Source organism: Massilia alkalitolerans DSM 17462 (genome assembly GCF_000427785.1).
Lineage (GTDB): Bacteria > Pseudomonadota > Gammaproteobacteria > Burkholderiales > Burkholderiaceae_D > Telluria > Telluria alkalitolerans.
Map to the genome: position 1 here is coordinate 107,858 of NZ_ATYR01000006.1, position 21,960 is coordinate 129,817.

General features: G+C 66.8%; 19 protein-coding genes. 14 read left to right on the top strand and 5 right to left on the bottom strand.

The window, feature by feature from the left end:
* Nucleotides 1-51: 51 nt before the first annotated feature.
* Together YWC_RS0108540 and YWC_RS0108545 are read right to left on the bottom strand one after the other, a co-directional pair.
* Nucleotides 52-1,692 carry a DEAD/DEAH box helicase gene (locus YWC_RS0108540; RefSeq protein ID WP_027864990.1) on the bottom strand — a complete coding sequence of 547 codons (1,641 nt, stop codon included), beginning with the start codon at nucleotides 1,690-1,692 and terminating at the stop codon, nucleotides 52-54.
* Nucleotides 1,693-2,078: 386 nt separating this feature from the next.
* The gene (locus YWC_RS0108545; RefSeq protein ID WP_084416360.1) at nucleotides 2,079-3,410 is read right to left on the bottom strand and encodes a transglycosylase SLT domain-containing protein; all 1,332 of its coding nucleotides are present in this window, start codon (nucleotides 3,408-3,410) and stop codon (nucleotides 2,079-2,081) included.
* 327 nt (nucleotides 3,411-3,737) lie between these two features.
* Between YWC_RS0108545 and YWC_RS0108550 the strand changes: the two genes are divergently transcribed.
* Both YWC_RS0108550 and YWC_RS0108555 read left to right on the top strand, forming a co-directional pair.
* On the top strand, nucleotides 3,738-4,307 hold the full coding sequence (locus YWC_RS0108550; RefSeq protein WP_036213753.1) for a DUF1415 domain-containing protein: 570 nt from the start codon (nucleotides 3,738-3,740) through the stop codon (nucleotides 4,305-4,307).
* Nucleotides 4,288-4,497, top strand: coding sequence for a DUF1289 domain-containing protein (locus tag YWC_RS0108555; RefSeq protein WP_027864993.1), 210 nt, complete (start codon nucleotides 4,288-4,290; stop codon nucleotides 4,495-4,497). Before YWC_RS0108550 ends, YWC_RS0108555 begins: the two co-directional genes overlap by 20 nt.
* A 15-nt stretch (nucleotides 4,498-4,512) precedes the next feature.
* On the opposite strand, the gene YWC_RS0108560 is transcribed toward YWC_RS0108555, so the two are convergent.
* The gene (locus YWC_RS0108560; RefSeq protein WP_027864994.1) at nucleotides 4,513-5,019 is read right to left on the bottom strand and encodes a DUF1993 domain-containing protein; all 507 of its coding nucleotides are present in this window, start codon (nucleotides 5,017-5,019) and stop codon (nucleotides 4,513-4,515) included.
* Between the two features lie 179 nt (nucleotides 5,020-5,198).
* Between YWC_RS0108560 and YWC_RS0108565 the strand changes: the two genes are divergently transcribed.
* Together YWC_RS0108565 and YWC_RS0108570 are read left to right on the top strand one after the other, a co-directional pair.
* Complete coding sequence (locus YWC_RS0108565) at nucleotides 5,199-8,381, top strand: bifunctional diguanylate cyclase/phosphodiesterase (protein WP_027864995.1); 3,183 nt, start codon at nucleotides 5,199-5,201, stop codon at nucleotides 8,379-8,381.
* Entirely contained in the window at nucleotides 8,326-10,668 is a 2,343-nt protein-coding gene (locus YWC_RS0108570; RefSeq protein ID WP_084416361.1) for a xanthine dehydrogenase family protein molybdopterin-binding subunit, read from the top strand. Before YWC_RS0108565 ends, YWC_RS0108570 begins: the two co-directional genes overlap by 56 nt.
* On the opposite strand, the gene YWC_RS0108575 is transcribed toward YWC_RS0108570, so the two are convergent.
* Nucleotides 10,669-11,088 carry a thioredoxin family protein gene (locus YWC_RS0108575; protein ID WP_027864997.1) on the bottom strand — a complete coding sequence of 140 codons (420 nt, stop codon included), beginning with the start codon at nucleotides 11,086-11,088 and terminating at the stop codon, nucleotides 10,669-10,671.
* A 91-nt stretch (nucleotides 11,089-11,179) separates the two neighbouring features.
* On the opposite strand from YWC_RS0108575, the gene tsaB reads away from it, so the two are divergent.
* Genes tsaB through YWC_RS0108595 form a run of 4 tightly spaced genes read left to right on the top strand, consistent with a single transcriptional unit; the run spans nucleotide 11,180 to nucleotide 14,187 of the window.
* Nucleotides 11,180-11,896, top strand: a complete 717-nt coding sequence (gene tsaB, locus YWC_RS0108580) for a tRNA (adenosine(37)-N6)-threonylcarbamoyltransferase complex dimerization subunit type 1 TsaB (protein WP_027864998.1) — start codon at nucleotides 11,180-11,182, stop codon at nucleotides 11,894-11,896.
* Nucleotides 11,893-12,363: a ribosomal protein S18-alanine N-acetyltransferase gene (rimI, locus tag YWC_RS0108585; RefSeq protein WP_027864999.1), complete on the top strand. Its 471-nt coding sequence runs from the start codon at nucleotides 11,893-11,895 to the stop codon at nucleotides 12,361-12,363. The genes tsaB and rimI overlap by 4 nt, the downstream gene beginning before the upstream one ends.
* A complete protein-coding gene (locus YWC_RS0108590; RefSeq protein WP_229413052.1) occupies nucleotides 12,360-13,250 on the top strand; it encodes a uracil-DNA glycosylase in 891 nt (296 codons plus the stop codon). The genes rimI and YWC_RS0108590 overlap by 4 nt, the downstream gene beginning before the upstream one ends.
* Complete coding sequence (locus YWC_RS0108595) at nucleotides 13,234-14,187, top strand: DUF1853 family protein (protein ID WP_027865001.1); 954 nt, start codon at nucleotides 13,234-13,236, stop codon at nucleotides 14,185-14,187. Before YWC_RS0108590 ends, YWC_RS0108595 begins: the two co-directional genes overlap by 17 nt.
* Nucleotides 14,188-14,237: 50 nt before the next feature.
* On the opposite strand, the gene lplT is transcribed toward YWC_RS0108595, so the two are convergent.
* A complete protein-coding gene (gene lplT, locus YWC_RS0108600; RefSeq protein ID WP_027865002.1) occupies nucleotides 14,238-15,488 on the bottom strand; it encodes a lysophospholipid transporter LplT in 1,251 nt (416 codons plus the stop codon).
* Between the two features lie 148 nt (nucleotides 15,489-15,636).
* Here lplT and alr point away from each other — a divergent pair, with 148 nt between their 5' ends.
* The 6 genes from alr (at nucleotide 15,637) to pstA (ending at nucleotide 21,951) form a co-directional block, all read left to right on the top strand.
* Nucleotides 15,637-16,743: an alanine racemase gene (alr, locus tag YWC_RS0108605; protein ID WP_027865003.1), complete on the top strand. Its 1,107-nt coding sequence runs from the start codon at nucleotides 15,637-15,639 to the stop codon at nucleotides 16,741-16,743.
* Nucleotides 16,736-18,112, top strand: coding sequence for a DNA repair protein RadA (gene radA / locus YWC_RS0108610; protein WP_027865004.1), 1,377 nt, complete (start codon nucleotides 16,736-16,738; stop codon nucleotides 18,110-18,112). Before alr ends, radA begins: the two co-directional genes overlap by 8 nt.
* A gap of 42 nt (nucleotides 18,113-18,154) precedes the next feature.
* Complete coding sequence (locus YWC_RS0108615) at nucleotides 18,155-18,475, top strand: PilZ domain-containing protein (RefSeq protein WP_036213757.1); 321 nt, start codon at nucleotides 18,155-18,157, stop codon at nucleotides 18,473-18,475.
* A 475-nt stretch (nucleotides 18,476-18,950) separates the two neighbouring features.
* Entirely contained in the window at nucleotides 18,951-19,988 is a 1,038-nt protein-coding gene (gene pstS / locus YWC_RS0108625; protein WP_027865006.1) for a phosphate ABC transporter substrate-binding protein PstS, read from the top strand.
* An 80-nt stretch (nucleotides 19,989-20,068) separates the two neighbouring features.
* Nucleotides 20,069-21,091, top strand: a complete 1,023-nt coding sequence (gene pstC / locus YWC_RS0108630; protein WP_051306333.1) for a phosphate ABC transporter permease subunit PstC — start codon at nucleotides 20,069-20,071, stop codon at nucleotides 21,089-21,091.
* Complete coding sequence (pstA, locus tag YWC_RS0108635; protein WP_036213759.1) at nucleotides 21,091-21,951, top strand: phosphate ABC transporter permease PstA; 861 nt, start codon at nucleotides 21,091-21,093, stop codon at nucleotides 21,949-21,951. The genes pstC and pstA overlap by 1 nt, the downstream gene beginning before the upstream one ends.
* The last annotated feature ends 9 nt before the right edge of the window (nucleotides 21,952-21,960 follow it).

Sequence of the window (21,960 nt, forward strand, 5' to 3'; positions counted from 1 at the left end):
CGAAAAAAATGGCTGCCCGAGGGCAGCCATTCTTCATGGGGCATTCAGCGATCAGTAGTCGCCGAAAGTGCGGCGGGTGCCGTCAGCCGAACGCGGGTGCGCCGGCTTGTTGTAGCCACCTTCGCGGCGAGCGCCTTCCGGGCGGGTGCCACGGTAGCCGCCTTCGCGCGGTGCGCCGGCTGGCGCGCCTTCGCGCGGGGCCGCGTCACGGCGGTAGCCGCCTTCACGCTGCGGACGGTCGCCGTAGTCGCCGGTGCGCGGTGCGCCGTAGCCTTCACGCGGACCGCGATCGGCAAAACGGCTCTCGGCAGGGCGGCTGTCCGCCGGACGGGCGTAGCCGCCTTCACGCGGGGCACGGTCACCGAAGCCGCCTTCGCGCGGCGCGCCATAGCCCGGCTTGGAGAAGCTGCGCTGGCCCGGCTTGTGGGCATTGCGGCCGTCGCCCGGCTTCCAGCCCGGACGGCTGGCCGAACGGGTCGGCGCCGAACGCTTCGGCTCGAAGCCTTCCACCACGTCGACCGGGATGGTCTGCTTGGTGAAACGCTCGATGCGGCGCACGTTCATGTTCTCGGCGTGGTTCACCAGCGAGATCGCGAGACCATTGCGGCCGGCACGGCCGGTACGGCCGATACGGTGCACGTAGTCCTCAGGGAACTTCGGCAGGTCGTAGTTCACCACGTGGGTGATGGTGGGCACGTCGATGCCGCGGGCGGCAACGTCGGTCGCCACCAGCACGCGCACCTGGCCGCGGCGCATGCTGTCCAGGGTGCGGTTGCGCGCGCCCTGGTGCATGTCGCCGTGCAGGGCGGCGGCTGCGAAGCCGGCGATGTTCAGGCGGTCGGCGATCATGTCGGCGTCGCGCTTGGTCGCGGTGAACACCACGGCCTGGTCCATCGACTCGTCACGCAGCAGGTGGTCGAGCAGGCGGTTCTTGTGCGACAGGTCGTCGACAAAGTGCACCTTCTGCACGATGTTCTCGTGGCGGTTGGCCGCGCTCATGATCTGGATCGTCTGCGGATCCTTGGTGATGCGGCGCGCCATATTGCCCACTACGCCGTCCAGCGTAGCCGAGAACAGCATGGTCTGGCGGGTAGCCGGGGTCGCAGCGACGATCTTCTCGATGTCCTCGATGAAGCCCATGTCGAGCATGCGGTCGGCTTCGTCCAGCACCAGGATCTCGAGCTGGGAGAAGTCGATCTTGCCCGATTCCATGTGGTCGATCAGGCGGCCCGGGGTTGCCACCAGGATTTCCGGATTCTTCGACAGCAGTTGCATCTGCTTCGGATACGGCATGCCGCCCAGGATCGACACGGCGCGGATGCGGCGCATGTCGCTAGTATATTGTTCGGTCGCGGTGGTCACCTGCAGTGCCAGTTCGCGGGTCGGGGTCAGGACCAGCATCTTCGGTTGGGCCGGAGTAAAGCGGACGCGTTCGCCACGGGCGCGCGCCGACTGCGCGCTCTGCGCCGGGGTGCGGACCGGAGCCGACGGCTCCATGTTGGCCAGCTTGTGCAGGGCCGGCAGCATGAATGCCGCGGTCTTGCCCGAGCCGGTCTGCGAGGAGACCAGCAGGTCGCGGCCGGCGATGCCGGCAGGGATGGCCTGTTCCTGGACCGGGGTCGGCTTGGTGTAGCCGGCGGCAGCAACTGCCTTGACGAGCGACGCGTGTAAACCTAGTGCTTCAAAACTCATGTGTACTTTTACTTTCGGAATTCAATCATGATCGCGCGTGTCGTGTCGAAACGACGAGCGCAGAATAGCAACGCGAACCAACACTACGAAATGACTCAGAAATGAAAGAAATTTCGGCACAAAAGCTTTGCGCCGGGACGGTGTCTGGATGCTGACACGCAGGGCGGGAGGGCTTTTAAGAAGGGCGATCGTTTGTCGCCAAGGCTTGCGATGCTGCTTGTTGTACTGCTGTGGTGAACTGCTGGATCCTGTCTGTTCGGACCTGCTATTGCAGCGCACAAACGACATCATACATCAGATTAAAAAAGTCTGCACGCGGCCGTCCACTTGGACGGCCGTTGCTGGGAGGGGCTTAAGGCCGGTCTAAGCGCCGGCCTTGATGTGGATCAGCGCTGCTTGCGCTTGGACGAGGTGTTGCGTGCGATGCGCTTGCCGGACGAGGCAGTCGCCTTGACTTTGTAACGCGAGGTCTTGGCCTTCACGCGCGGGCTGCGCTCGGCTTCGAAGGCCACCACCGCGTTCTCGATGATGTTCTCGGCGATGTCGCCGGCCTGCGAGGCCGAGGCCTTCGGCACCAGGATGGTCGAGCCGGCCTTGATGGTCGACTTGGCCGGGATGTTGTTGGCTTGGCGGATGACTTCCGGGGTGGTGCCGAACTTCGATGCCAGCGCGCTGATGCTGGTGCGGGCGTTGGTGATCTTGTGGGTGGTCCAGGTCGACAGCTCGCGGCCCCAACCGGCCAGGTTCAGGTGGAACTTCTCGGCGTTTTCTTTCGGTAACAGGATCTTGGTTTTTTCGCCGCCGGTGATGACCGGTTTCTTGAACTGCGGATTCAGCGCGCGGAACTCGTCGAGCGACATCTCGGCCAGCTGGGCCGCGACGGCGACGTCGATGTCGCTGGTCTTGTCGATCGCGGTGAAGTAGGGCTGGTTGTCGATGACCGGCAGCGCCACGTTGTATTGCGACGGGTTGGCGACGATGTTCTTGACCGCCTGCAGCTTGGGCACGTAATTACGGGTTTCCGCCGGCATCAGCTCGGCCAGGCTCTCGAAGTCGGTGCCCTTGCCGAGCGCCTGGTTCTTCTTGATGACGCGCTGGATATTGCCTTCGCCCCAGTTGTAGGCCGCCAGGGCCAGCTGCCAGTCGCCGAACATGGTGTACAGGCGCTGCAGGTAGCTCAGGGCCGCATCGGTCGAGGCCAGCACGCCGCGGCGCTCGTCCTTGAACATGTTCTGCTTCAGGTTGAAGTCCTTGCCGGTACCCGGCACGAACTGCCACAGGCCGGCCGCGTCGGCGGTGGACAGGGCTTGCGGGTTGAAGGCGGATTCGATCACCGGCAGCAGGGCCAGTTCGGTCGGCATGCCGCGCTTTTCCAGTTCCTGGACGATGTGGTAGAGGTAGGGCGAGGCGCGGCCGGAGATGCGCTTGAGGCTGTCGGGACGGGCGCTGTAGGCCTGGGTGTGGCGCGCCACCAGGCTGTTGTCGACGTCGGGGATGGCATAGCCGCTGCGGATGCGGCCCCAGACGTCGGTTTCCTTGTAGTCGTCGACCTTCAGCAGGCCGGGCGCCAGGGGCGCGGCAGGGCGGGCGTTCAGCGCGTTCGCAGCCGAATTCGATACGGCGGCCACGGGGGCGTTGTCCATCGCGTAAGTCAGCGGGGAAGTGGCCAGCAGTGCCAGCGCGGCAGTCGCTACGGTCTTGCGGATCATGTCGTGCATCGCTTTCCAATGTTGCGTCCGAGAACGGACGTACTGGTCAAGGGGGCAGTGTACGTAGTCATGCTCGCGTCAGTCAAGGCATGCGGGCTCATCGTTACAAATTAATTTCCGGAGTTCATTTATGTAAATTGACATCATGAAAACGGAAATTGCAGTGAGATGCACGCCAGATCGCGGCAGGAAGTTGCCGATCCTGGCCGGTCGGAGGGGCCGGGCTTTCCTCATCTGTTCTGCCTCTAGCCTAGCCGCCGGAAGGTGTCAATCTATGAGGGGACGCAAAGAGTGCGTACAATCCGGCTTCTGCTACCGCCTTATAATTTGTCATCCATGCGTACCGCAAACCCGAATGCCGACGACGACGCGATCGTCGCCGCTACCCGCCGCTGGCTGGAACGGGCCGTCATCGGCCTGAATCTCTGCCCATTCGCCAAGTCCGTCTATACGAAGGAGCAGGTGCGCTACGTCGTGTCCAGCGCGACCACGCCGGAAGCCTTGCTCGAGCAGCTCATGGACGAGCTGCAGCACCTGTCCGACACCCCGGCCGAGGAGGTCGACACGACCCTCCTGATCCATCCCTTCGTGCTGACCGACTTCGAAGACTACAACGAATTCCTGGACGTGGCCGATGCCGCGGTCGAGGACATGCAGCTCGACGGTGAATTGCAGGTGGCAAGCTTCCACCCGGACTACCAGTTCGCGGACACCGACCCGAACGACATCGCGAACTACACCAACCGGGCGCCGTACCCGATCCTGCACCTGCTGCGCGAGGACAGCATCGACCGCGCGGTCGAGGCCTTCCCGGAAGCTTCCGAGATCTTCGAGAAGAATATCGATACCATGGAAAAGCTCGGCCACGAAGGCTGGGACAAGCTCGATGTCGGACCAGCACGCTGATCCGACGGGCGCGCCCCAGCGCCCCGACACCCCATGCGTGGCCGTGTGTTCGACCACTTTCGACGAAGTCTGCCGCGGCTGCGGCCGCACCTATGTCGAGGTGGCGCAGTGGGTGGCGATGAGCGCCGAGGAGAAGGAGCGGGTGTGGGTGCGCATCCTGGCGCAGGGCTACCCGCGCCGGAATACCTGAACACCCCTCTCTATATTAGAGACCCAGGAAGTCGCGCTTCCCGATCGGCACCCCGTTGTGGCGCAGGATCGCGTAGGCGGTCGTCACGTGGAAGAAGAAATTCGGCAGCACGAAGCCGGTGAGGTAGTCGTCGCCGCGCTCGAAATGGCGCGCGCGCTCGCCTGCGCCGTGGGTGACGGCGCGTTCGCCGGCCGCGTCAAACGCTGCGCGCGGCAGCGACTCGATGTAGCCCAGGGTCTTGGTGATGCGCTGCTGCAGTTCGGCGAAACTCTGTTCCGTGTCGTCATAGCGCGGCACGTCCACGCCTGCCAGGCGGGCACTCGCGCCCTTGGCGAAATCGGTCGCGATCAGGACCTGGCCCACCAGCGGGAACATGTCCGGGAACAGGCGCGCCTGCAGCAGGGCGGCCGGCTCGATCTTGTGCTGCTGGGCGTGGGCTTCGGCTTTTTCCAGCACGCCGGCCAAGGCGCGCAGCATCTTCTGGAATACGGGGACCGAAGCGGAATACATGGACAGGCTCATAATTTCTCCTCCGAAAGATTCAATCATAACAAGTCTTGTCGCGTCCTGCCGACAGCCGGACACGCGTGCCTATCTGTAAATAAGCAATTTGATGACGCTTCGGCATCCGGCATGCATAATCGAACAATTCCATTGCCTTAAGTAAATTCCTGCCGGATGGCCGGAGCAGGCCGACACCGATGTTCCAGCTACGTTCTTCATTCCGCGACCTGCCCTCCAGGCTCCGCAAGCTGTATGGCCGTTCGATCCACGGCGCGCTGCTGCTGGTGGCCTTCGGCGGCCTTGCCGTGCCCGCCATGGTCGGCGGCTACTTCATGATCGGCGTCAAGGAGCACGAGGCGACCGTCCACGTGCTGAACGATGCACTGCAGCGCAATGCCGACATCCTGGCGCTCGGCGTCCAGGAATCATTATGGGACATGAATACCGAGGCGGCGCGCGCGCTGGTTGATTCCTTCGTACGCGACCCCACCATCGTGCGCGTCGAAGTGCACGACCTGGCACAGGCCAAATTCATCAAGCGCGACAGTCCAGTACCTTCAGGTGCGCACTTGTACCGCACCGAGCGCGAAGTGGTAGTGCGCGGCCAGAAGATCGGTCACGTGGTGATCGAGATGAGCGACCATCATTTTCAGGACGAGCTGCGCGCCAAGCAACGCAACTATGCGCTGGTGCTGGCGATCCAGCTGGGCGTGTCGCTGCTCCTGATCGCGCTCCTGATCCGGCGCCGCCTGCTGTCGCCGCTGCGCACCCTCACCGGTTTCTCCGACCGGCTGGCCCGCGGCGATTTCGATACCCCGCTGGCGCTGCCGGTCGACGACGAGCTGGGGCGCCTGGGCGGCCAGATGGAGCGCATGCGCACGGCGATCGGCCAGCTGTTCGCCGACATCGGCCGGCGCGAGGAGCAGTTCCGGACCATCGTCGCCCAGGTGCCGGGCGCCGTGTTCCGTGCGCGCCCGGGCGGGCACATCGACTTCGTCAGCGAGGCCATCGAGGAGATATCGGGCTACCCGGCCGAGCGCTTCATGCTGGCCACCACCGACGACTGGGCCAACATCATCCATCCCGAGGACCGCCGCATGCAGCGCCATGCGGCGAAGGACGCGCTGGCGGCCGGCAGTGCTTACGAGATCGAATACCGCATCATCGACGCCGGCGGCATCGAGCGCTGGGTGCTCGAGAGCGGCCAGCCGCAGGGCGAGTGGGGCAGCGAGGAATTCCGGGTCGACGGCATCATCTACGACATCAGCGAGCGCAAGCATGACGAAATGCGCATCGAGGCCCTGCTCACCGAGCAGGGTGCGATCCTGGACAACGTCATGTTCGGCGTGCTGTTCGTGCGCGAGCGCCGCATCGTCTCGGCCAACCGGCGCGCCGAGGCGCTGTTCGGCTACGGCGAGGCCGAGCTGGCGGGCCGGTCGACCGAGCTCCTGTTCCCGGGGCGCGCCGAATACGAGCGCCTGTGGCTGGAACAGTATCCGAAGATCGCGGGCGGTCTGGATGCCGGCGAGGAGATCCAGTTCCGGCGCCGCGACGGTAGCAGCTTCTGGCTCCTGGTGAGCGGCTGCGCGCTGGACAGCGCGCGCCCGAACGAGGGCAGCATCTGGGTGTTCGCCGACATCACCGAGCGCAAGCAGGCCGAGGAAAAGCTGCGCCTGTCAGCCACGGTGCTCGAGCACATCGCCGATGCCGTCACGGTGCTCGACGTGCACGGCCGCATCCGCGCCATCAATCCCGCCTTCACCCAGATCACCGGCTACACGGAAATGGAAGCGCTCGGCCAGCAATCGAGCCTGACGCGCCCCGGCGGCGACGACGAGCCGTTCTACCGGCAGATGTGGCAGGACCTGCTGGAGGCCGGCTTCTGGCGCGGCGAGCGCTGGGAGAAGCGCAAGAACGGCGAGGCCTACCTGGAGTGGCTGACGGTATCGAGCGTGCGCGACGACGATGACCAGGTCACGCACTACGTCTGCGTGTTCAGCGACATCACCGAGGTCAAGGAGTCGCAGGACAAGCTCGACCACCTGGCCCACCACGATCCGCTCACCGCGCTGCCGAACCGGCTGCTGTTCCACGACCGCCTGCAGCATGCGATGGTCCGCTGCGCGCGCGCAGGCCAGCAGCTGGCGGTGCTGTTCATCGACCTGGACCGCTTCAAGAACGTCAACGACACCCTCGGCCACCACGTGGGCGACCTGCTCCTCAAGCAGGTCGCCGGGCAGCTGACCGCCTGCCTGCGCGAGGGCGATACGCTGGCGCGCCTGGGCGGCGACGAATTCATCGTGCTGCTGGAAGACGTCGGCGGTCCAGGCGCCGCCCACGTGGCCGAGAAGCTGATGGCCCTGTTCGAGCAGCCGCTCACCGTGTCGGGCTACGAACTGTTCGTCACCGGCAGCGTCGGCATCAGCCTGTTCCCGCAGGATGCGACCGACCTGAACATGTTGATCCGCAACGCCGATGTCGCCATGTACCAGGCCAAGGCGCGCGGCCGCAACGGCTACCAGTTCTACGCGCCCTCGATGAGCGGCGAGGGCGCCATGCGCCTGCGCCTGGAGTCGCTGCTGCGCCGCGCGATCGAGAAGGGCGAGATCTTCCTCGAGTACCAGCCCCAGGTCGAGATCGACACCGGGCGCCTGGTCGGCGTCGAAGCCCTGGTGCGCTGGGACAGCCCGGAACTGGGCAGGGTGGCGCCGGTGCGCTTCATCCCGGTGGCCGAGGACACCGGCTTCATCAGCCAGCTGGGCCAGTGGGTGCTGGCCGAGGCCTGTTCCCAGATGCGGCGCTGGGACCGGGCCGGCCTGTCGGTGCCGAAGATGGCGGTCAACCTGTCGGTGCGCCAGTTCGAGCGCGGCAGCATCGCGCCGGTGGTGGCCGCGGTGCTGCAGGAAACCGGCCTGGCAGCGGCACGGCTGCAGCTGGAGGTGACCGAGTCGGTCATCATGAACACGTCCGACGCGCTGCAGCACATCAACGACCTGCGTGCGGTCGGCGTCGGGCTGGCGATCGACGATTTCGGCACCGGCTATTCCTCGCTGGCCTACCTGAGCCAGCTGCCGGTGCAGACCCTGAAGATCGACCGCAGCTTCATCCAGGACATCCTGGTCGACGCCAACGACGAGGCGATCGCGGTGGCCGTCATCCAGCTCGGCAAGAGCCTGAACCTGTCGGTAGTGGCCGAGGGCGTGGAAAACGAAGAACAGGCCGCCTTCCTGCTGCGGCACGGCTGCCGCCAGGCCCAGGGCTACCTCTACAGCCGGCCGGTCGCGGCTGGCGATATACTGTCGCGCTGGGGGCGGACACAAGCACATGGACACGATCGATCGAACCAAGAAGCCGGCGCAGCCGAAGGAAGCGACGCCTGAGAAAGGCCGCAAGCCCACACGCGGGCGCCGCCGTTTCCTGCTGGGCGGCCTGCTCGCCGGCGGCGCCATGCTGGTCGGCTGGGGCGTGCAGCCGCCGCGCCAGCGCCTGCATGCATCGCGCCCGCTGGCGCTGGGCGGCGACACGGTCGGCCTGAACGGCTGGATCGCCATCGCGCCCGACGGCGCGGTCTCGGTGGTGGTGCCGCGCAGCGAGATGGGGCAGGGCGTGCATACCGCGCTGCCGATGCTGGTGGCCGAGGAGCTCGACCTGCCCTTGTCCAGCGTGCGCATCGCACAGGCCCCGATCGACAAGATCTTCGCCAACCTCACGGTGCTGCGCGAGAACCTGCCTTTCCACCCCGACGACAGCGGCAGCACGCGCCAGGGCGCGCAGTGGCTGATGGCCAAGCTCGGACGCGAGCTGGGCATCATGTTCACCGGCGGCTCGACCAGCGTCAAGGATGCCTGGCTGCCGATGCGCGAGGCCGGCGCGGTGGCGCGCGCCATGCTGCTCAAGGCGGCGGCAGAACAGTGGAAGGCGCCGGTCGCACGCCTGCGTACCGAGGACGGTTTCGTCCTGCATCCCGACGGGCGCCGCGCCGGCTACGGCGCGCTGGCGCCTCATGCGGCGCGGGTCGGCGCCGGCATCGGGGCCGGCGACGTGCGCCTGAAGGAGCCGCGCGACTTCCGCCTGATCGGCCAGCCCGCGGGGCGCCTGGACAGCCGCGCCAAGGCCGACGGCAGCGCGCGCTTCGGCATCGATGCGCGCGTGCCCGGCATGGTGTACGCGGCCGTGAAGATGGCGCCGGTGATCGGCGCCACCCTCACCAAGCACGAAGGCAAGGCGGTGGAGTCCATGCCCGGCGTGCTGCAGGTGGTGCCGATGCCGGGCCTGATGGACGAACGCAGCGGCCTCGGCGTGGGCGTGGCCGTGGTGGCCACCAGCTGGTGGCAGGCGCACCAGGCCGTGCAGGCGCTCCCGGTCACGTGGCAGGTCGGCGACAGCAGCAGGCTCTCCAGCGAATCCGTGTTCGAGGACTTCGAGCGCGCCCTCGAGGACGAAAGCGGCTACGTCTACCATGAGGCGGGCAGCCAGGACGTGGACGGGGTGGCGCTCACGGTGACGGCCGAGTACCGTGCGCCTTATCTCGCGCATGCGGCCATGGAGCCGGTCAACTGCACCGCCCAGGTCGAGTACGTCCAGGGGCGCGCCAGGGTGCGCCTGTGGGCCTCGACCCAGGTGCCGAGCATCGCGGTGGACGTGGCGGCGCGCGTGGCCGGCGTCGAGCGCGAGGACGTGAGCATCGAGGTGCTGCTGCTGGGCGGCGGCTTCGGACGCCGGCTGGAAGCCGACATGGTGGCGCAGGCGGTGACGGTCGCCATCGCCATGCACGGGAAACCGGTCCAGCTCATCTGGAGCCGGGAGGACGACACCACCCACGACGTCTACCGCCCGGCAGCGCTGGCGCGCTTCCGCGCCCACCTCGACGCCAGGGGGGAGATCCTGGCCTGGGACAATAAATCCGCCAGCGGCGCCATCGGCCACCAGTACTTCCCGCGCAACCTCGGGCTGCCGGGCGTGGGGCCGGACAAGACCACGGCCGAAGGCGAATACGACATGCAGTATGCGATCGCCAACCAGCGCATCGCCCACGTGATCGTCGACAGTCCTGTGCCGCTCGGCTACTGGCGCTCGGTCGGGCATTCGCACAATGCCTTCTTCAAGGAGGCTTTTCTGGACGAGGTGGGGCATGCCGCGGGGCGCGACCCGGTCGCATTGCGGCGCGCGCTCCTGCGTGGGCACCCGGGCGCGCTCGCGACCCTGGACGCCGCGGTGGCCAAGGCGGGCCAGCCGGCGGCAGGGCGCGCGCATGGCGTGGCGCTGCACCGGTCCTTCGGCAGCACGGTGGCCCAGGTGGCCGAGGTCTCGGTCGAAGGCAAGCAGATCCGCGTGCATCGCGTGGTGTGCGCGATCGACTGCGGCCTGGCGGTGAACCCGAATATCATCGCCCAGCAGGTGGAGTCCGGCGTGCTGTTCGGGCTGTCGGCCGCGCTGCACGGGGAGATCACGATCAAGGATGGGCGGGTGGAGCAGTCGAATTTCGGCGACTATCCGGTCGTGCGCATGAGCGAGGCGCCGGTGGTGGAAGCCATCGTGATGCCCAGCATGGCGCATCCGGAAGGCGTGGGCGAGCCGGCGGTGCCGCCGGTCGCGCCGGCGGTGGCGGCGGCTGTGTTCAAGCTGACCGGGCAGCGGCTGCGCAGCCTGCCGCTGCGTTTATCTTAATTAAGTACCGAGCAGGACCCGCAGGTTGCAGTCGCGCTGCCAGGTGCGGCGTTCCTCGCTGGACGCGGCCAGGCGCGCCAGTTCTTCCGGCGTGGTCTCGGCCTGGGCCTGCACCAGGCGGTCGGCCACGGCGCCGTCGGGCAGCATGGTGCCGAAGAACGCGACCGTGTCGCCGCGCTGCACCAGCAGGGTCGGGAAGTTTTCCACGTCGAGGTCGCCCACGATGTCGGCCTGGTCCTCGATGTCGATCCAGACGAAGGTCTTGTCGAGGTGGCGCAGGGCCAGTTCCTCGAAGGTGGCGCGGTAGGACGAGCAGGTGCCGCACCAGGCGGCGCACAGGCAGGCGACCGTCAGGGCGTCGCCCGCTATCGCGGCGGCGATGTGCTCGCGGTTGTCGGAATCCAGGGTCAGGCTTTGCATGAGCCGGATTGTACCGTGTGTTCACGGGGGAATGTGCGCTCCAGGCCCCCGGCCGTGGCCAGGCCCCCGGCCGAGCAGGTAAAATACCGGCATGTCCACGATTCTCGCCATTGAAACCTCGTCCGAGCTCGCCTCCTGCGCGCTATTGAACGGGGACCACGTCATCGCCCGTTCCACCGCCGGCGTGCGCACCCATTCGCAATCGGTCCTGCCGATGGTGCAGGAATTGCTGCGCGAAGCCGGCTTGGGCCTGTCCGACTGCGACGCGATCGCCTTCGGCGCCGGCCCCGGCTCCTTCACCGGCGTACGCACCGCCTGCGGCGTGGCCCAGGGCCTGGCCTTCGGCGCGAATCTCCTGGTGTTGCCGCTGGTGACGCTGGAGGCGATGGCCGAAGCCTGCCGCGCCCGTACCGGGGCGAACGAGGTGCTGGCGGTGCTGGACGCGCGCATGGGCGAAGTCTACTGGGCACAGTACCGGCACGATGCCGCGCGCGGCGCCTGGATCGAGGTCGCCGCGCCGGCGCTGTGCGCCCCGCAAGATCTGGCGCCGCTGCCGGCCGCGGGCCTGGCCGCCTGCGGCAACGGGTTCTCGGCTTACCCGGAAGCGTTTGCCGGCAAGGCCTTCGCGGAGGGCGCGCTGGACGACATCCTGCCGCACGCGCGCGAACTGGCGCTGCTGGGCGCACCGGCCCTGGCCGCCGGCCTGGGCGTGCCGCCGGCCCAGGCCCAGCCGCTCTACCTGCGCAACAAGGTGGCCTACACCAGCGCCGAGCGCCAGGCCATCAATGCCGCGAAGGCCGGGGCATGACGGTCGTGCAAGAGCTCTCCAGCTTGACGTTCGCGCCGATGCTGGCTGCCGACGTGGACGAGGTGCATGCGCTCGAATGCAGCGTGTTCCCGCATCCCTGGAGCCGCGCCAACTTCAGCGAGTCGCTCGCCAGCGGCTATGACGCCTGGACCGCGCGCGACGCGCAAGGCCAGCTGGCCGGCTACTACCTGCTCATGTATGCGGTCGACGAGGCCCACCTGCTCGACGTGGCGGTGGCTGCCGGACGCCAGGGCCGGGGGCTGGGGCGCCACCTGCTGGAGCGGATCGGCGCGCGCGCCCGCGAGCAGGGCATGGCGTCCATCTTGCTCGAGGTGCGCCCGTCCAACGAGCGCGCGCTCGCCGTCTACCGCCGCTACGGCTACCGCGAGATCGGCCGCCGCAAGGGCTACTATCCGGCGCACGGCGGGCAGCGCGAGGATGCCATCGTGATGAGGATCGATTTGTGAACCGCGCAGTGAAGCACATCGGTGACCGCGACGCGGCCTTCCTGGCCGAGATGGGCATCGGCCCGCTCTGGAGTTTGCGCGCCGCGCCGGAGGCGCCGGTAGAAGCGGCGCCGCAAGCCGAGCCGGAACCCGCGCCGGCCGTGCTGGCGCAAGCTGCGCCGTCGGCGCCGGCGCCGGCCCAGCCCTTGGCGCCGCCCCCGATGCCGCGCCAGGTCGCCGAACCGGCGGCCCGCCAGGCATGGACGCCGCCGCCGCGTGAGGACAGCGCCTGGGGCGTCGAGCCCGAACCGGAACGCCTTGACGTCTCCAGCATGGACTGGACCGCCCTGCGCCAGGCCGTCGCCAGTTGCCGCCATTGCAGCGCCTGCAGCGAAGGCCGCAAGCCGGTGTTTGGCGCCGGCGCGCGCCAGGCGCGCTGGCTGGTCGCCGCCGGCACCGCCAGCGCGGCGGACGAAAAGGCCGGCCAGCCGCTGACCGGCGAGCCGGGCAAGCTGCTCGACAACATGCTGGCGGCGGTCGGCATGTCGCGCGAGGCCGATGTCTATGTGACTCCGCTGGTGAAATGCCGTCCCGCCAACGCCAAGGGCGGCGACCGCGCCCCGACCCCGGAAGAAGTGGCGGCCTGCCGCCCCTTCCTGGAGCGCGAGCGCGAACTGACGGGGGCCGGCCTGGTGCTGACCCTGGGCCAGGTGGCCATCGACGGCCTGCTCGGCAAGCCGCTTTCCGAACCGCTGGCCGGTTCGCGCGGCAAGGTCCACCGGCTCGGCGAGGTGCCTCTGGTGGCGACCCTGCATCCGGGCGAACTGCTGCGGCGCGGGGCCGACAAGGCGCTGGCCTGGGCGGACCTGTGCCGGGCCAGGGCGGCAGCAGATGGACGCGCCGGCTGACACCTACCAGCAAGGCTTCCACCGCCGCTGGGGCCACCTGCGGCGCGCCCGGGTGCGGGCGCTGGCCTGGCTGCTCGACGCGCCCGACCTGCTCGATGCGAACGATCCGCAGTGGGCCGGCCGCATCGCCACCGTCGGACCGGTAGGGCCGGATGTCGCCGACTGGCTCAAACGCCTCGACTACGATCCCACCTTGCTCGACGAAGCGCTGGGCGCGAAGATGCATACGCGCCTCGGCCTGTATGCCGAAAAGCTGATGGCCTTCTATTTCGAGCAGCATGGACGCCTGGTCGCCCACGGCCTGCAGGTGCGCGCCAGCCGCAACGACACCATCGGCGAATTCGACTTCCTGCTGGAAGACGGGCCGGATGCGGTCGAGCACATCGAGTTCGCGACGAAATTTTATCTATTGGATGGGGAAGGGGGGCAGCAATTCGATGCCCTGGTCGGCCCCAACCTGGCCGACAGCCTGGGCCTCAAGATGCGCAAGGTCTTCGAGCGCCAGCTCAGCCTGGGCGGGCATCCGGCTGCGCAGGCCCTGCTGCCGCGGCCGGTGTCGCGGGCGCGTGCGCTGGTCAAGGGCTGGCTGTTCTATCCGTCCGGTTCCTGGCCCGCGATGCGCGGGATCGCCGCCGGCCACTGCCGCGGCTTCTGGTGCGCGCTGGACGAGATCGAGGGCCTGGCCGGGGAGGAATTCCTGATGCTGCCGCGCCTGCAGTGGCTGGCGCCGTTTCGCGCCGCCTCGGCCACCTGGATGCTGAACCGCGCCCAACTGCATGCCGAGCTGTCGGCCCAGTTCGAGACCTCGTCCACGCCGGTGCTGGTCGCGGCGGTGCGCCATACGCCGGGGCAGATCGAGGAGATCGAGCGCGGCTTCATCGTGCCGAACGACTGGCGCGAACGCGCCGCGGCGCGCAGGATGGTGAAGACGGTTTAGCGGTGATACGTATCACATATGCTTTAGTGCTCTGTGATACGTAGGATGAATCAGTGTTTTTCCTCGCCGATCAGCGCCAGCGAATCGTGCTCGCGCTGGTTGGCCGCATGGCGGCGTCCGATGAAGTACATGATGCCTGCCACCGACAGGCCGAACATGACGATGATGATGTCCAGGTCCAGGTTCAGCGTGATCATGATGGCGTACAGGGCCAGCATGGTCAGGATCGACAGGTTCTCGTTGAAGTTCTGCACCGCGATCGAGTGGCCGGCGCTCATCAATACGTGGCCGCGGTGCTGCAGCAGCGCATTCATCGGCACCACGAAGAAGCCCGACAGGAAGCCGATCAGGGCCAGCAGCGGGTAGGCCAGGTTCACCGTGGTCACGAAGACCATGCTGCACACGACCAGGCCCATGATGATCCCGAGCGGGATCACGGTGAGCGATTTGCGCAGCGGGATCATGCGCGCCGCCATCGCCGCGCCCAGCGCGACGCCGATCGCGACCACGCCGATCAGGTTGGTGGCCTTGTCCAGCGGCATGTGCAGCGAGCGCTCGGCCCATTTCAGCACGATGAACTGCAGGGTCGCGCCGGCGCCCCAGAACAGGGTGGTGACGGCCAGCGAGATCTGGCCCAGCTTGTCGCGCCACAGGGTGGCCGAGCAGTTGGCGAAGTCGGCGATCAGCTTGGCCGGGTTGCGCTCCTGGTGCTCGTAGCGGGCGCCGGTATCGGGAATGCGCAGGTTGAACAGGGCCGCCAGGATGTAGACGCCGACCACCACCGCCATCGCCGCTTCGGCGCCGGTGCTCACGCCCGGCAGGTCCAGGCCAAGGAGGAAGTTGGAGCCGCGCTCGCTCACCAGGGTGCCGCCGGCCACGGTGCCGAGGATGATCGACATGACGGTTAGGCCTTCGATCCAGCCGTTGGCGGGAACGAGCTTCTCGGGCGGCAGCAGTTCGGTCAGGATGCCGTACTTGGCGGGCGAGTAGACCGCCGCGCCGAAGCCGACCACGGCATAGGCGAGCAGGGGGTGCACGCTCAGGAACATCAGCGCGCAGCCGGAAATCTTGATCAGGTTCGCGATGAACATCACGCGCCCCTTGGGCAGCGAATCGGCGAAGGCGCCGACGAAAGCGGCCAGCAGCACGTAGAACAGGACGAATGACAGCTTCAGCAGTGGTGTCAGCGAAGCCGGGGCGTTCATCGACGTCAGCAGACTGATTGCGACAAAGAGGAGCGCATTGTCTGCCAGCGACGAGAAGAACTGCGCCGCCATGATGGTATAAAAGCCACGATTCATTCGAAAAGAGTAAAAACTGGTTCGAGTTGCTTTATACCATGAATGCCCCTTGCGCCAAAAGAAAACCCGGCATGTCAAAAGCGCTGCCGCGCCCGGTCCGGTAAAATAGACCCTTTCCCGCACCGCGGCCAATTCGCCGGTTTTCGCCATGCCACGCCCGCTTTCCGCCACCATCCACCTCGACTCGATGCAGCACAACCTGCAGCGCGCGCGCATGGAAGCGCCGCATGCGAAGATCTGGGCGGTCGTCAAGGCCAACGCCTACGGACACGGGCTGGAGCGCGGCATGCGCGGCTTCGCCCAGGCCGACGGCCTGGCCCTGGTCGAGACCGAAGGCGCCCTGTGGCTGCGGCAGAATGGCTGGACCAAGCCGATCCTGCTGCTCGAGGGGATCTTCGACGCCTCGGATGTGCCGATGCTGGCCGAGCACAACATCAATAGCGCGGTGCATAACATCGAGCAGATCAAGATGCTGGAATACACCCGGCATTTCCGCCCGATCGACGTGCACCTGAAGATGAATACGGGGATGAACCGCCTGGGCTTCACGCCAGGCGAGTACGAGGCGGCCTACCGGCGCCTGCGCGCCATCCCCGACGTGCGCCACATCACCCACATGACCCACTTCGCCAATGCCGACGAGCTGGAACACCCGCACCTGACCATCGCCGAGCAGGTGCGCCGCTTCCAGTATGGCGCGGGCGAGCTGCCGGGCGAGCGCAGCCTGTCGAATTCCGGCGGGGTGCTGCACCAGGGCGAGCTCGGCGAGGCCCTGAAGAACGACTGGGTCCGCCCCGGCATCATGCTGTACGGCGGCACCCCGGGCGGCCGCTCGGCCCTCGATTATGGCCTGCTGCCGACCATGACCCTGCGCTCCGAGGTCATCGGCATCCAGCACATCGAGGCCGGGGACACGGTCGGCTACGGCAGCCGCTTCGAGGCGACCGGCCCGATGACGATCGGCGTGGTGGCCTGCGGCTATGCCGACGGCTACCCGCGCCATGCGCCGCACGGCACGCAGGTCGTCGTGGACGGCGTGCGCACCACGCTGGTGGGCCGGGTCTCGATGGACATGATGACGGTCGATCTGACCCCGGTCGCCAATGCCAGGGTCGGCAGCAAGGTGACGCTCTGGGGCGACGGCCTGCCGATCGACGAGGTGGCTCACGCCGCCGGCACGATCGGCTATGAACTGATGTGCGCACTCGCCCCGCGGGTGCGCGTCCTGGAAGGAAGAATGGGAACCGATGGCTAAGACACGCACCTCTTATGTTTGCAGCGAGTGCGGCGCGACCTCCGCCCGCTGGTCCGGTCAGTGTCCGGACTGCAAGGCATGGAACACGATGGTCGAAACCGTCGCCGAGCCGCAGGGCGTGAACCGCATGTCGCAGACCGCGCACAAGGCGCTGGCGCAGACCGCGCCGGTGCTGTCCCTGAAGGACATCGATGCCCTGGACGTGCCGCGCTTCGGCACCGGCATCGAGGAATTCGACCGCGTGCTGGGCGGCGGCCTCGTGGCCGGCGGCGTGGTGCTGATCGGCGGCGACCCCGGCATCGGCAAGTCGACCCTGCTGCTGCAGGCGCTGGCCAACCTGGCGGCGACCCGCAACACTTTATATGTGAGCGGCGAGGAATCGGGCGCCCAGATCGCGCTGCGCGCGCGCCGCCTGTCGGTGGATTCGGCCGAGCTCAAGCTGCAGGCCGAGATCCAGCTGGAAAAGATCCTCGGCACGCTGGCCGACCTGAAACCCGAAGTGGCGGTGATCGACTCGATCCAGACCCTGTATTCGGACGCGCTCACCTCGGCCCCGGGCTCGGTTGCCCAGGTGCGCGAATGCGCGGCCCAGCTCACCCGGGTGGCCAAGCAGACCGGCGTGACCATCATCCTGGTCGGCCACGTGACCAAGGAGGGCGCGCTGGCCGGTCCGCGCGTGCTCGAGCACATCGTCGATACCGTGCTCTATTTTGAAGGCGACACCCAGAGCAGCTTCCGCCTGGTGCGCGCCATCAAGAACCGCTTCGGCGCGGTGAACGAGCTGGGTGTGTTCGCCATGACGGAAAAGGGGTTGAAGGGCGTCTCGAACCCCTCGGCGCTGTTCCTGTCGCAGCACGACAGCCAGGTGCCGGGTTCCTGCGTGATGGTGACCCAGGAGGGCACGCGCCCGCTGCTGGTCGAGATCCAGGCCCTGGTCGACGCCAGCCACTTGCCGAATGCACGTCGACTGTCGGTCGGCCTGGAGCAGAATCGCCTGGCAATGCTGCTCGCGGTGCTGCACCGCCATGCCGGTATCGCGGCTTTCGACCAGGACGTGTTCATCAATGCGGTGGGCGGGGTGAAGATCACCGAGCCGGCGGCCGACCTGGCCGTGCTCCTGGCGATCAATTCGTCGATGCGCAACAAACCGCTGCCGCGCGGGCTGGTGGTGTTCGGCGAAGTCGGCCTGGCCGGCGAAATCCGGCCGGCGCCGCGCGGGCAGGAGCGCCTGCGCGAAGCGGCCAAGCTGGGCTTCTCGATCGCGGTGATCCCGAAAGGGAACGTGCCCAAGCAGAAGATCGAGGGCATGACCATCATCGCTGTCGAGCGCATCGACCAGGCCTTCACCAAGCTGCGGGAGCTCGACTGAGTACTTATAATACTGCCTGGCTCATCCTTAATAGTGTCTAACGTGTTCAACGAACAAAGAAAATCCGAACGCAAGGTGCTGCGCGTGCGTGCGCGCGTGGCCATGGAAGGCACGGCGCCCGTCAGCGGCCGCACCAGCGATCTCGGCGCCAATGGCGTCAGCATCAACCTGCCGGACCCGCTGCTGGTCGGGCAGACCGGCCAGCTCAGCTTCGACCTGCTGGTCGACGGCAACATCGTGCCCATCAGCGCCCGCGCCAAGGCGCTGTATTGCATTTTCAGCAATGGCGAATTCAAGGTCGGCTTCCAGTTCCTGCACCTGGAACTGGCGGCGATGACGGCGGTGGCACGCTTTTTACGCTGATCGGATCAGGCGCCACAATACAAAGCGGCGAGCGCCCATTGGGCCTCGCCGCTTTTTCGCCGTATGACATGACCCGGTGATCCGGGTCGACACTATTCGTGATAGTGATCGTGCAGCTTTTCCGAGCCCCCACGGATCTCTTGCCAGATCTCGAAGGCGACCAGCCCGGCCAGGCCGCTGAGTATGCCAAACACCATAACGCTGAACATAAACACTAACGCTTTTCAGCATCCCCTCCCTGTGAAGAACACACTTCCAGCTTAGCAGAGGGCGGCGTATTTACAAGGGCGCAGGTTGGCCGGGCAGATGAATAATTTCATATCGTCCGGCAGTGTGTGACAGGACTGCCGGACTGCGGCAAGATAGCGCCACCGGCTGGATTATTACATCTGTCATCAACTTGTCATATTCGGCCAGTAGACTTCGCAGCGTCAATGAAACGGGACCCGTCCCGGACCTCTCTAAAGGATCCATCATGCGCATGAAGCATCTGTTCGTCTCCGTCGCCATCGCCGCCTCCAGCATCGCTGCCAGCGCCCAGGCCGCCAATATCACCGGCGCCGGCGCGACCTTCCCCTACCCGGTCTACGCGAAATGGGCCGAGCTGTACCAGAAGGCATCGGGCATCGGCCTGAACTACCAGTCGGTCGGTTCGGGCGCGGGCATCAAGCAGATCAAGGCCAGGACCGTGAACTTCGGCGCCTCCGACATGCCGCTGCCGGCCGCCGAGCTGAACGCCGCCGGCCTGTTCCAGTTCCCGGCCATCATGGGTGGCGTGGTCCCGATCATCAACCTGCCGGGCGTGGCCCCGGGCCAGGTGCGCCTCTCGGGCGCCGTTCTCGCCGACATCTACCTGGGCAAGATCACCAAGTGGAACGCGCCGCAGATCGCCGCGCTGAACCCGGGCGTCAAGCTCCCTGGCGACGACATCACCGTGGTGCGCCGCGCCGACAGCTCGGGCACCTCGTTCCTGTTCACCGACTACCTGGCGCAGGTCAGCCCGGAATGGAAGTCGAAGATCGGCGCCGGCACCGCGGTGAAGTGGGCGGTGGGCGTGGGCGGCAAGGGCAATGAGGGCGTGGCCGCCAACGTGCAGCGCATCAAGGGCTCGATCGGCTACGTCGAGTGGGCCTACGCCAAGAAAAACCGCATGCAGCACACCCAGCTGCAGAACAAGGACGGCGTCTTCCTGCAACCGAGCGACGACGCCTTCAAGGCTGCCGCCGCCGGCGCCAACTGGGCCGGCACCCCGGGCTTCGCCGTGGTGCTGACCAACCAGGCGGGCAAGGCGAGCTGGCCGATCACCGGCGCCTCCTACATCCTGATGCACAAGACCCAGCCGAACGCCGCGACCGCCAAGGAAGTGCTGAAGTTCTTCGACTGGGCCTACAAGAACGGCGGCGCCGCAGCCAGCGACCTGGACTACGTGCCGATGCCGGACAGCGTGACCAAGCTGGTGCAGGATGCCTGGCGCGCCAACCTGAAGGACGCTGCTGGCAAGGCGGTCTGGTAAATCACCCTCGATAAGAAGCGCCAGGGGAAGGGCCGGCAGATTCCGGCCCTTCCGTTTGCCAGAAAGATTGACAAAAATCTATGAGCGTACAACCATCCGCCACGCTGCAGGACCTGGCCGATCCGGCAGCGGTCGATGCAGCCCACCAGTCCGAGGCACTGCGCAAGACCATGCGCAAGCAGCGCATGCAGGACTTCTTCTTCCACAAGATCACGCTGCTGTTCGCGGCTTCGGTCCTCCTGGTGCTGGTCGGGATCATCGTCTCGCTCGCCATCGGCGCGGCGCCGGCTTTCAAGGAGTTCGGCGCCGGCTTCATTTCACGCGTGGAATGGGATCCGGTGGGCGACCAGTTCGGCGCCATGATCGCGATCTGGGGCACGCTCGCCACCTCGATCATCGCCTTGGCGGTGGCCTTCCCGATCAGCTTCGGCATCGCCCTGTTCCTGACCGAGATCTGCCCGGTGTGGCTGCGCCGCCCGATGGGCACCGCGGTCGAGCTGCTGGCCGGCGTGCCTTCCATCATCTACGGCATGTGGGGCCTGTTCGTGTTCGCGCCGCTGTTCGCCGACCACGTCCAGCCGCTGCTGAAAAATACCATCGGCCAGCTGCCGGTGATCGGCCAGCTGTTCCAGGGCCCGACCATGGGCATCGGCATCCTGACCGCCGGCCTGATCCTGGCAATCATGATCATCCCCTTTATTGCCTCGGTGATGCGCGACGTGTTCGAGATCGTCCCCACCGTCCTCAAGGAATCGGCGTATGGCCTCGGCTGCACCAAGTGGGAAGTCGTGCGCAAGGTGGTGCTGCCCTATACCCGCAACGGCGTGGTGGGCGGCGTCATGCTGGGCCTGGGCCGCGCGCTGGGCGAGACCATGGCCGTCACTTTTGTGATCGGCAATGCCCATGACCTGTCCTGGTCGCTATTCTCGGCCGGTAACTCGATTTCCTCGACCCTCGCCAACGAATTCGCCGAGGCCGCCACGCCGCTGCACTCGTCCTCGCTGTTCGCCCTGGCCCTGATCCTGTTCGCCATCACCTTCATCGTGCTGTCGGCAGCCAAGCTGATGCTGGTCGGGATGAACCGCAAGGAAGGCACCAAATAATGACTACCACTGCAAAGAACCCGGTCTACCGCAGGCGCCTGCTGGCGCACCGCGTCGGCATCGTCCTGTCGATCCTGGCCATGGGCATCGGCCTGGCCTTCCTGGCCTGGATCCTGGCGACCCTCCTGATCAACGGCCTCGGCGCGCTGTCGTGGAACATGTTCACGGCCGATACCCCGGCCCCGGGCAGCGAAGGCGGCGGCCTGCGCAACGCCATCGTCGGCAGCCTGATGATGGTCGGCCTGTCGACCGCGGTCAGCACCCCGATCGGCATCCTGGCCGGCATCTACCTGGCCGAATACGGCGAGAACAACCGCTTCGCCCAGGTGACGCGTTTTGTCACCGACATCATGCTGTCGGCGCCCTCGATCGTGATCGGCCTGTTCGTCTACGCGCTCTACGTCGCCAACGTGCAGCACTTCTCGGGCTATGCCGGCAGTATCGCGCTCTCGCTGATCGCGATTCCGGTGGTGGTGCGCACCACCGACAACATGCTGCGCCTGGTGCCGAACAGCCTGCTCGAGGCGGCCTACGCCCTGGGCGCCCCCCACTGGAAGGTGGCGATGACGGTGCGCCTGCGCGCCGTGAAGGCCGGCGTCGTCACCGGCGTGCTGCTGGCCGTGGCCCGCATTTCGGGCGAAACCGCGCCGCTGCTGTTCACCGCCCTGAACAACCAGTTCTACAGCAACGACATGAACGCGCCGATGGCCAACCTGCCGGTGGTGATCTTCCAGTTCGCGATGAGCCCCTATGACGACTGGCGTTCGCTGGCCTGGGGCGGCGCGCTGCTGGTGACCTTTACCGTGCTGCTGCTGAACATCCTGTCGCGGACCCTGTTCAGCCAGAAGACTCCGCGCTAATCTACCTTT

Bases quoted from the DNA above. Each gene is read 5' to 3' on its own strand.
- YWC_RS0108540 (WP_027864990.1), bottom strand. From the start codon at position 1,692: ATGAGTTTTGAAGCACTAGGTTTACACGCGTCGCTCGTCAAGGCAGTT.
- YWC_RS0108545 (WP_084416360.1), bottom strand. From the start codon at position 3,410: ATGCACGACATGATCCGCAAGACCGTAGCGACTGCCGCGCTGGCACTG.
- YWC_RS0108550 (WP_036213753.1), top strand. From the start codon at position 3,738: ATGCGTACCGCAAACCCGAATGCCGACGACGACGCGATCGTCGCCGCT.
- YWC_RS0108555 (WP_027864993.1), top strand. From the start codon at position 4,288: ATGTCGGACCAGCACGCTGATCCGACGGGCGCGCCCCAGCGCCCCGAC.
- YWC_RS0108560 (WP_027864994.1), bottom strand. From the start codon at position 5,019: ATGAGCCTGTCCATGTATTCCGCTTCGGTCCCCGTATTCCAGAAGATG.
- YWC_RS0108565 (WP_027864995.1), top strand. From the start codon at position 5,199: ATGTTCCAGCTACGTTCTTCATTCCGCGACCTGCCCTCCAGGCTCCGC.
- YWC_RS0108570 (WP_084416361.1), top strand. From the start codon at position 8,326: ATGGACACGATCGATCGAACCAAGAAGCCGGCGCAGCCGAAGGAAGCG.
- YWC_RS0108575 (WP_027864997.1), bottom strand. From the start codon at position 11,088: ATGCAAAGCCTGACCCTGGATTCCGACAACCGCGAGCACATCGCCGCC.
- tsaB (WP_027864998.1), top strand. From the start codon at position 11,180: ATGTCCACGATTCTCGCCATTGAAACCTCGTCCGAGCTCGCCTCCTGC.
- rimI (WP_027864999.1), top strand. From the start codon at position 11,893: ATGACGGTCGTGCAAGAGCTCTCCAGCTTGACGTTCGCGCCGATGCTG.
- YWC_RS0108595 (WP_027865001.1), top strand. From the start codon at position 13,234: ATGGACGCGCCGGCTGACACCTACCAGCAAGGCTTCCACCGCCGCTGG.
- lplT (WP_027865002.1), bottom strand. From the start codon at position 15,488: ATGAATCGTGGCTTTTATACCATCATGGCGGCGCAGTTCTTCTCGTCG.
- alr (WP_027865003.1), top strand. From the start codon at position 15,637: ATGCCACGCCCGCTTTCCGCCACCATCCACCTCGACTCGATGCAGCAC.
- radA (WP_027865004.1), top strand. From the start codon at position 16,736: ATGGCTAAGACACGCACCTCTTATGTTTGCAGCGAGTGCGGCGCGACC.
- pstS (WP_027865006.1), top strand. From the start codon at position 18,951: ATGCGCATGAAGCATCTGTTCGTCTCCGTCGCCATCGCCGCCTCCAGC.
- pstC (WP_051306333.1), top strand. From the start codon at position 20,069: ATGAGCGTACAACCATCCGCCACGCTGCAGGACCTGGCCGATCCGGCA.
- pstA (WP_036213759.1), top strand. From the start codon at position 21,091: ATGACTACCACTGCAAAGAACCCGGTCTACCGCAGGCGCCTGCTGGCG.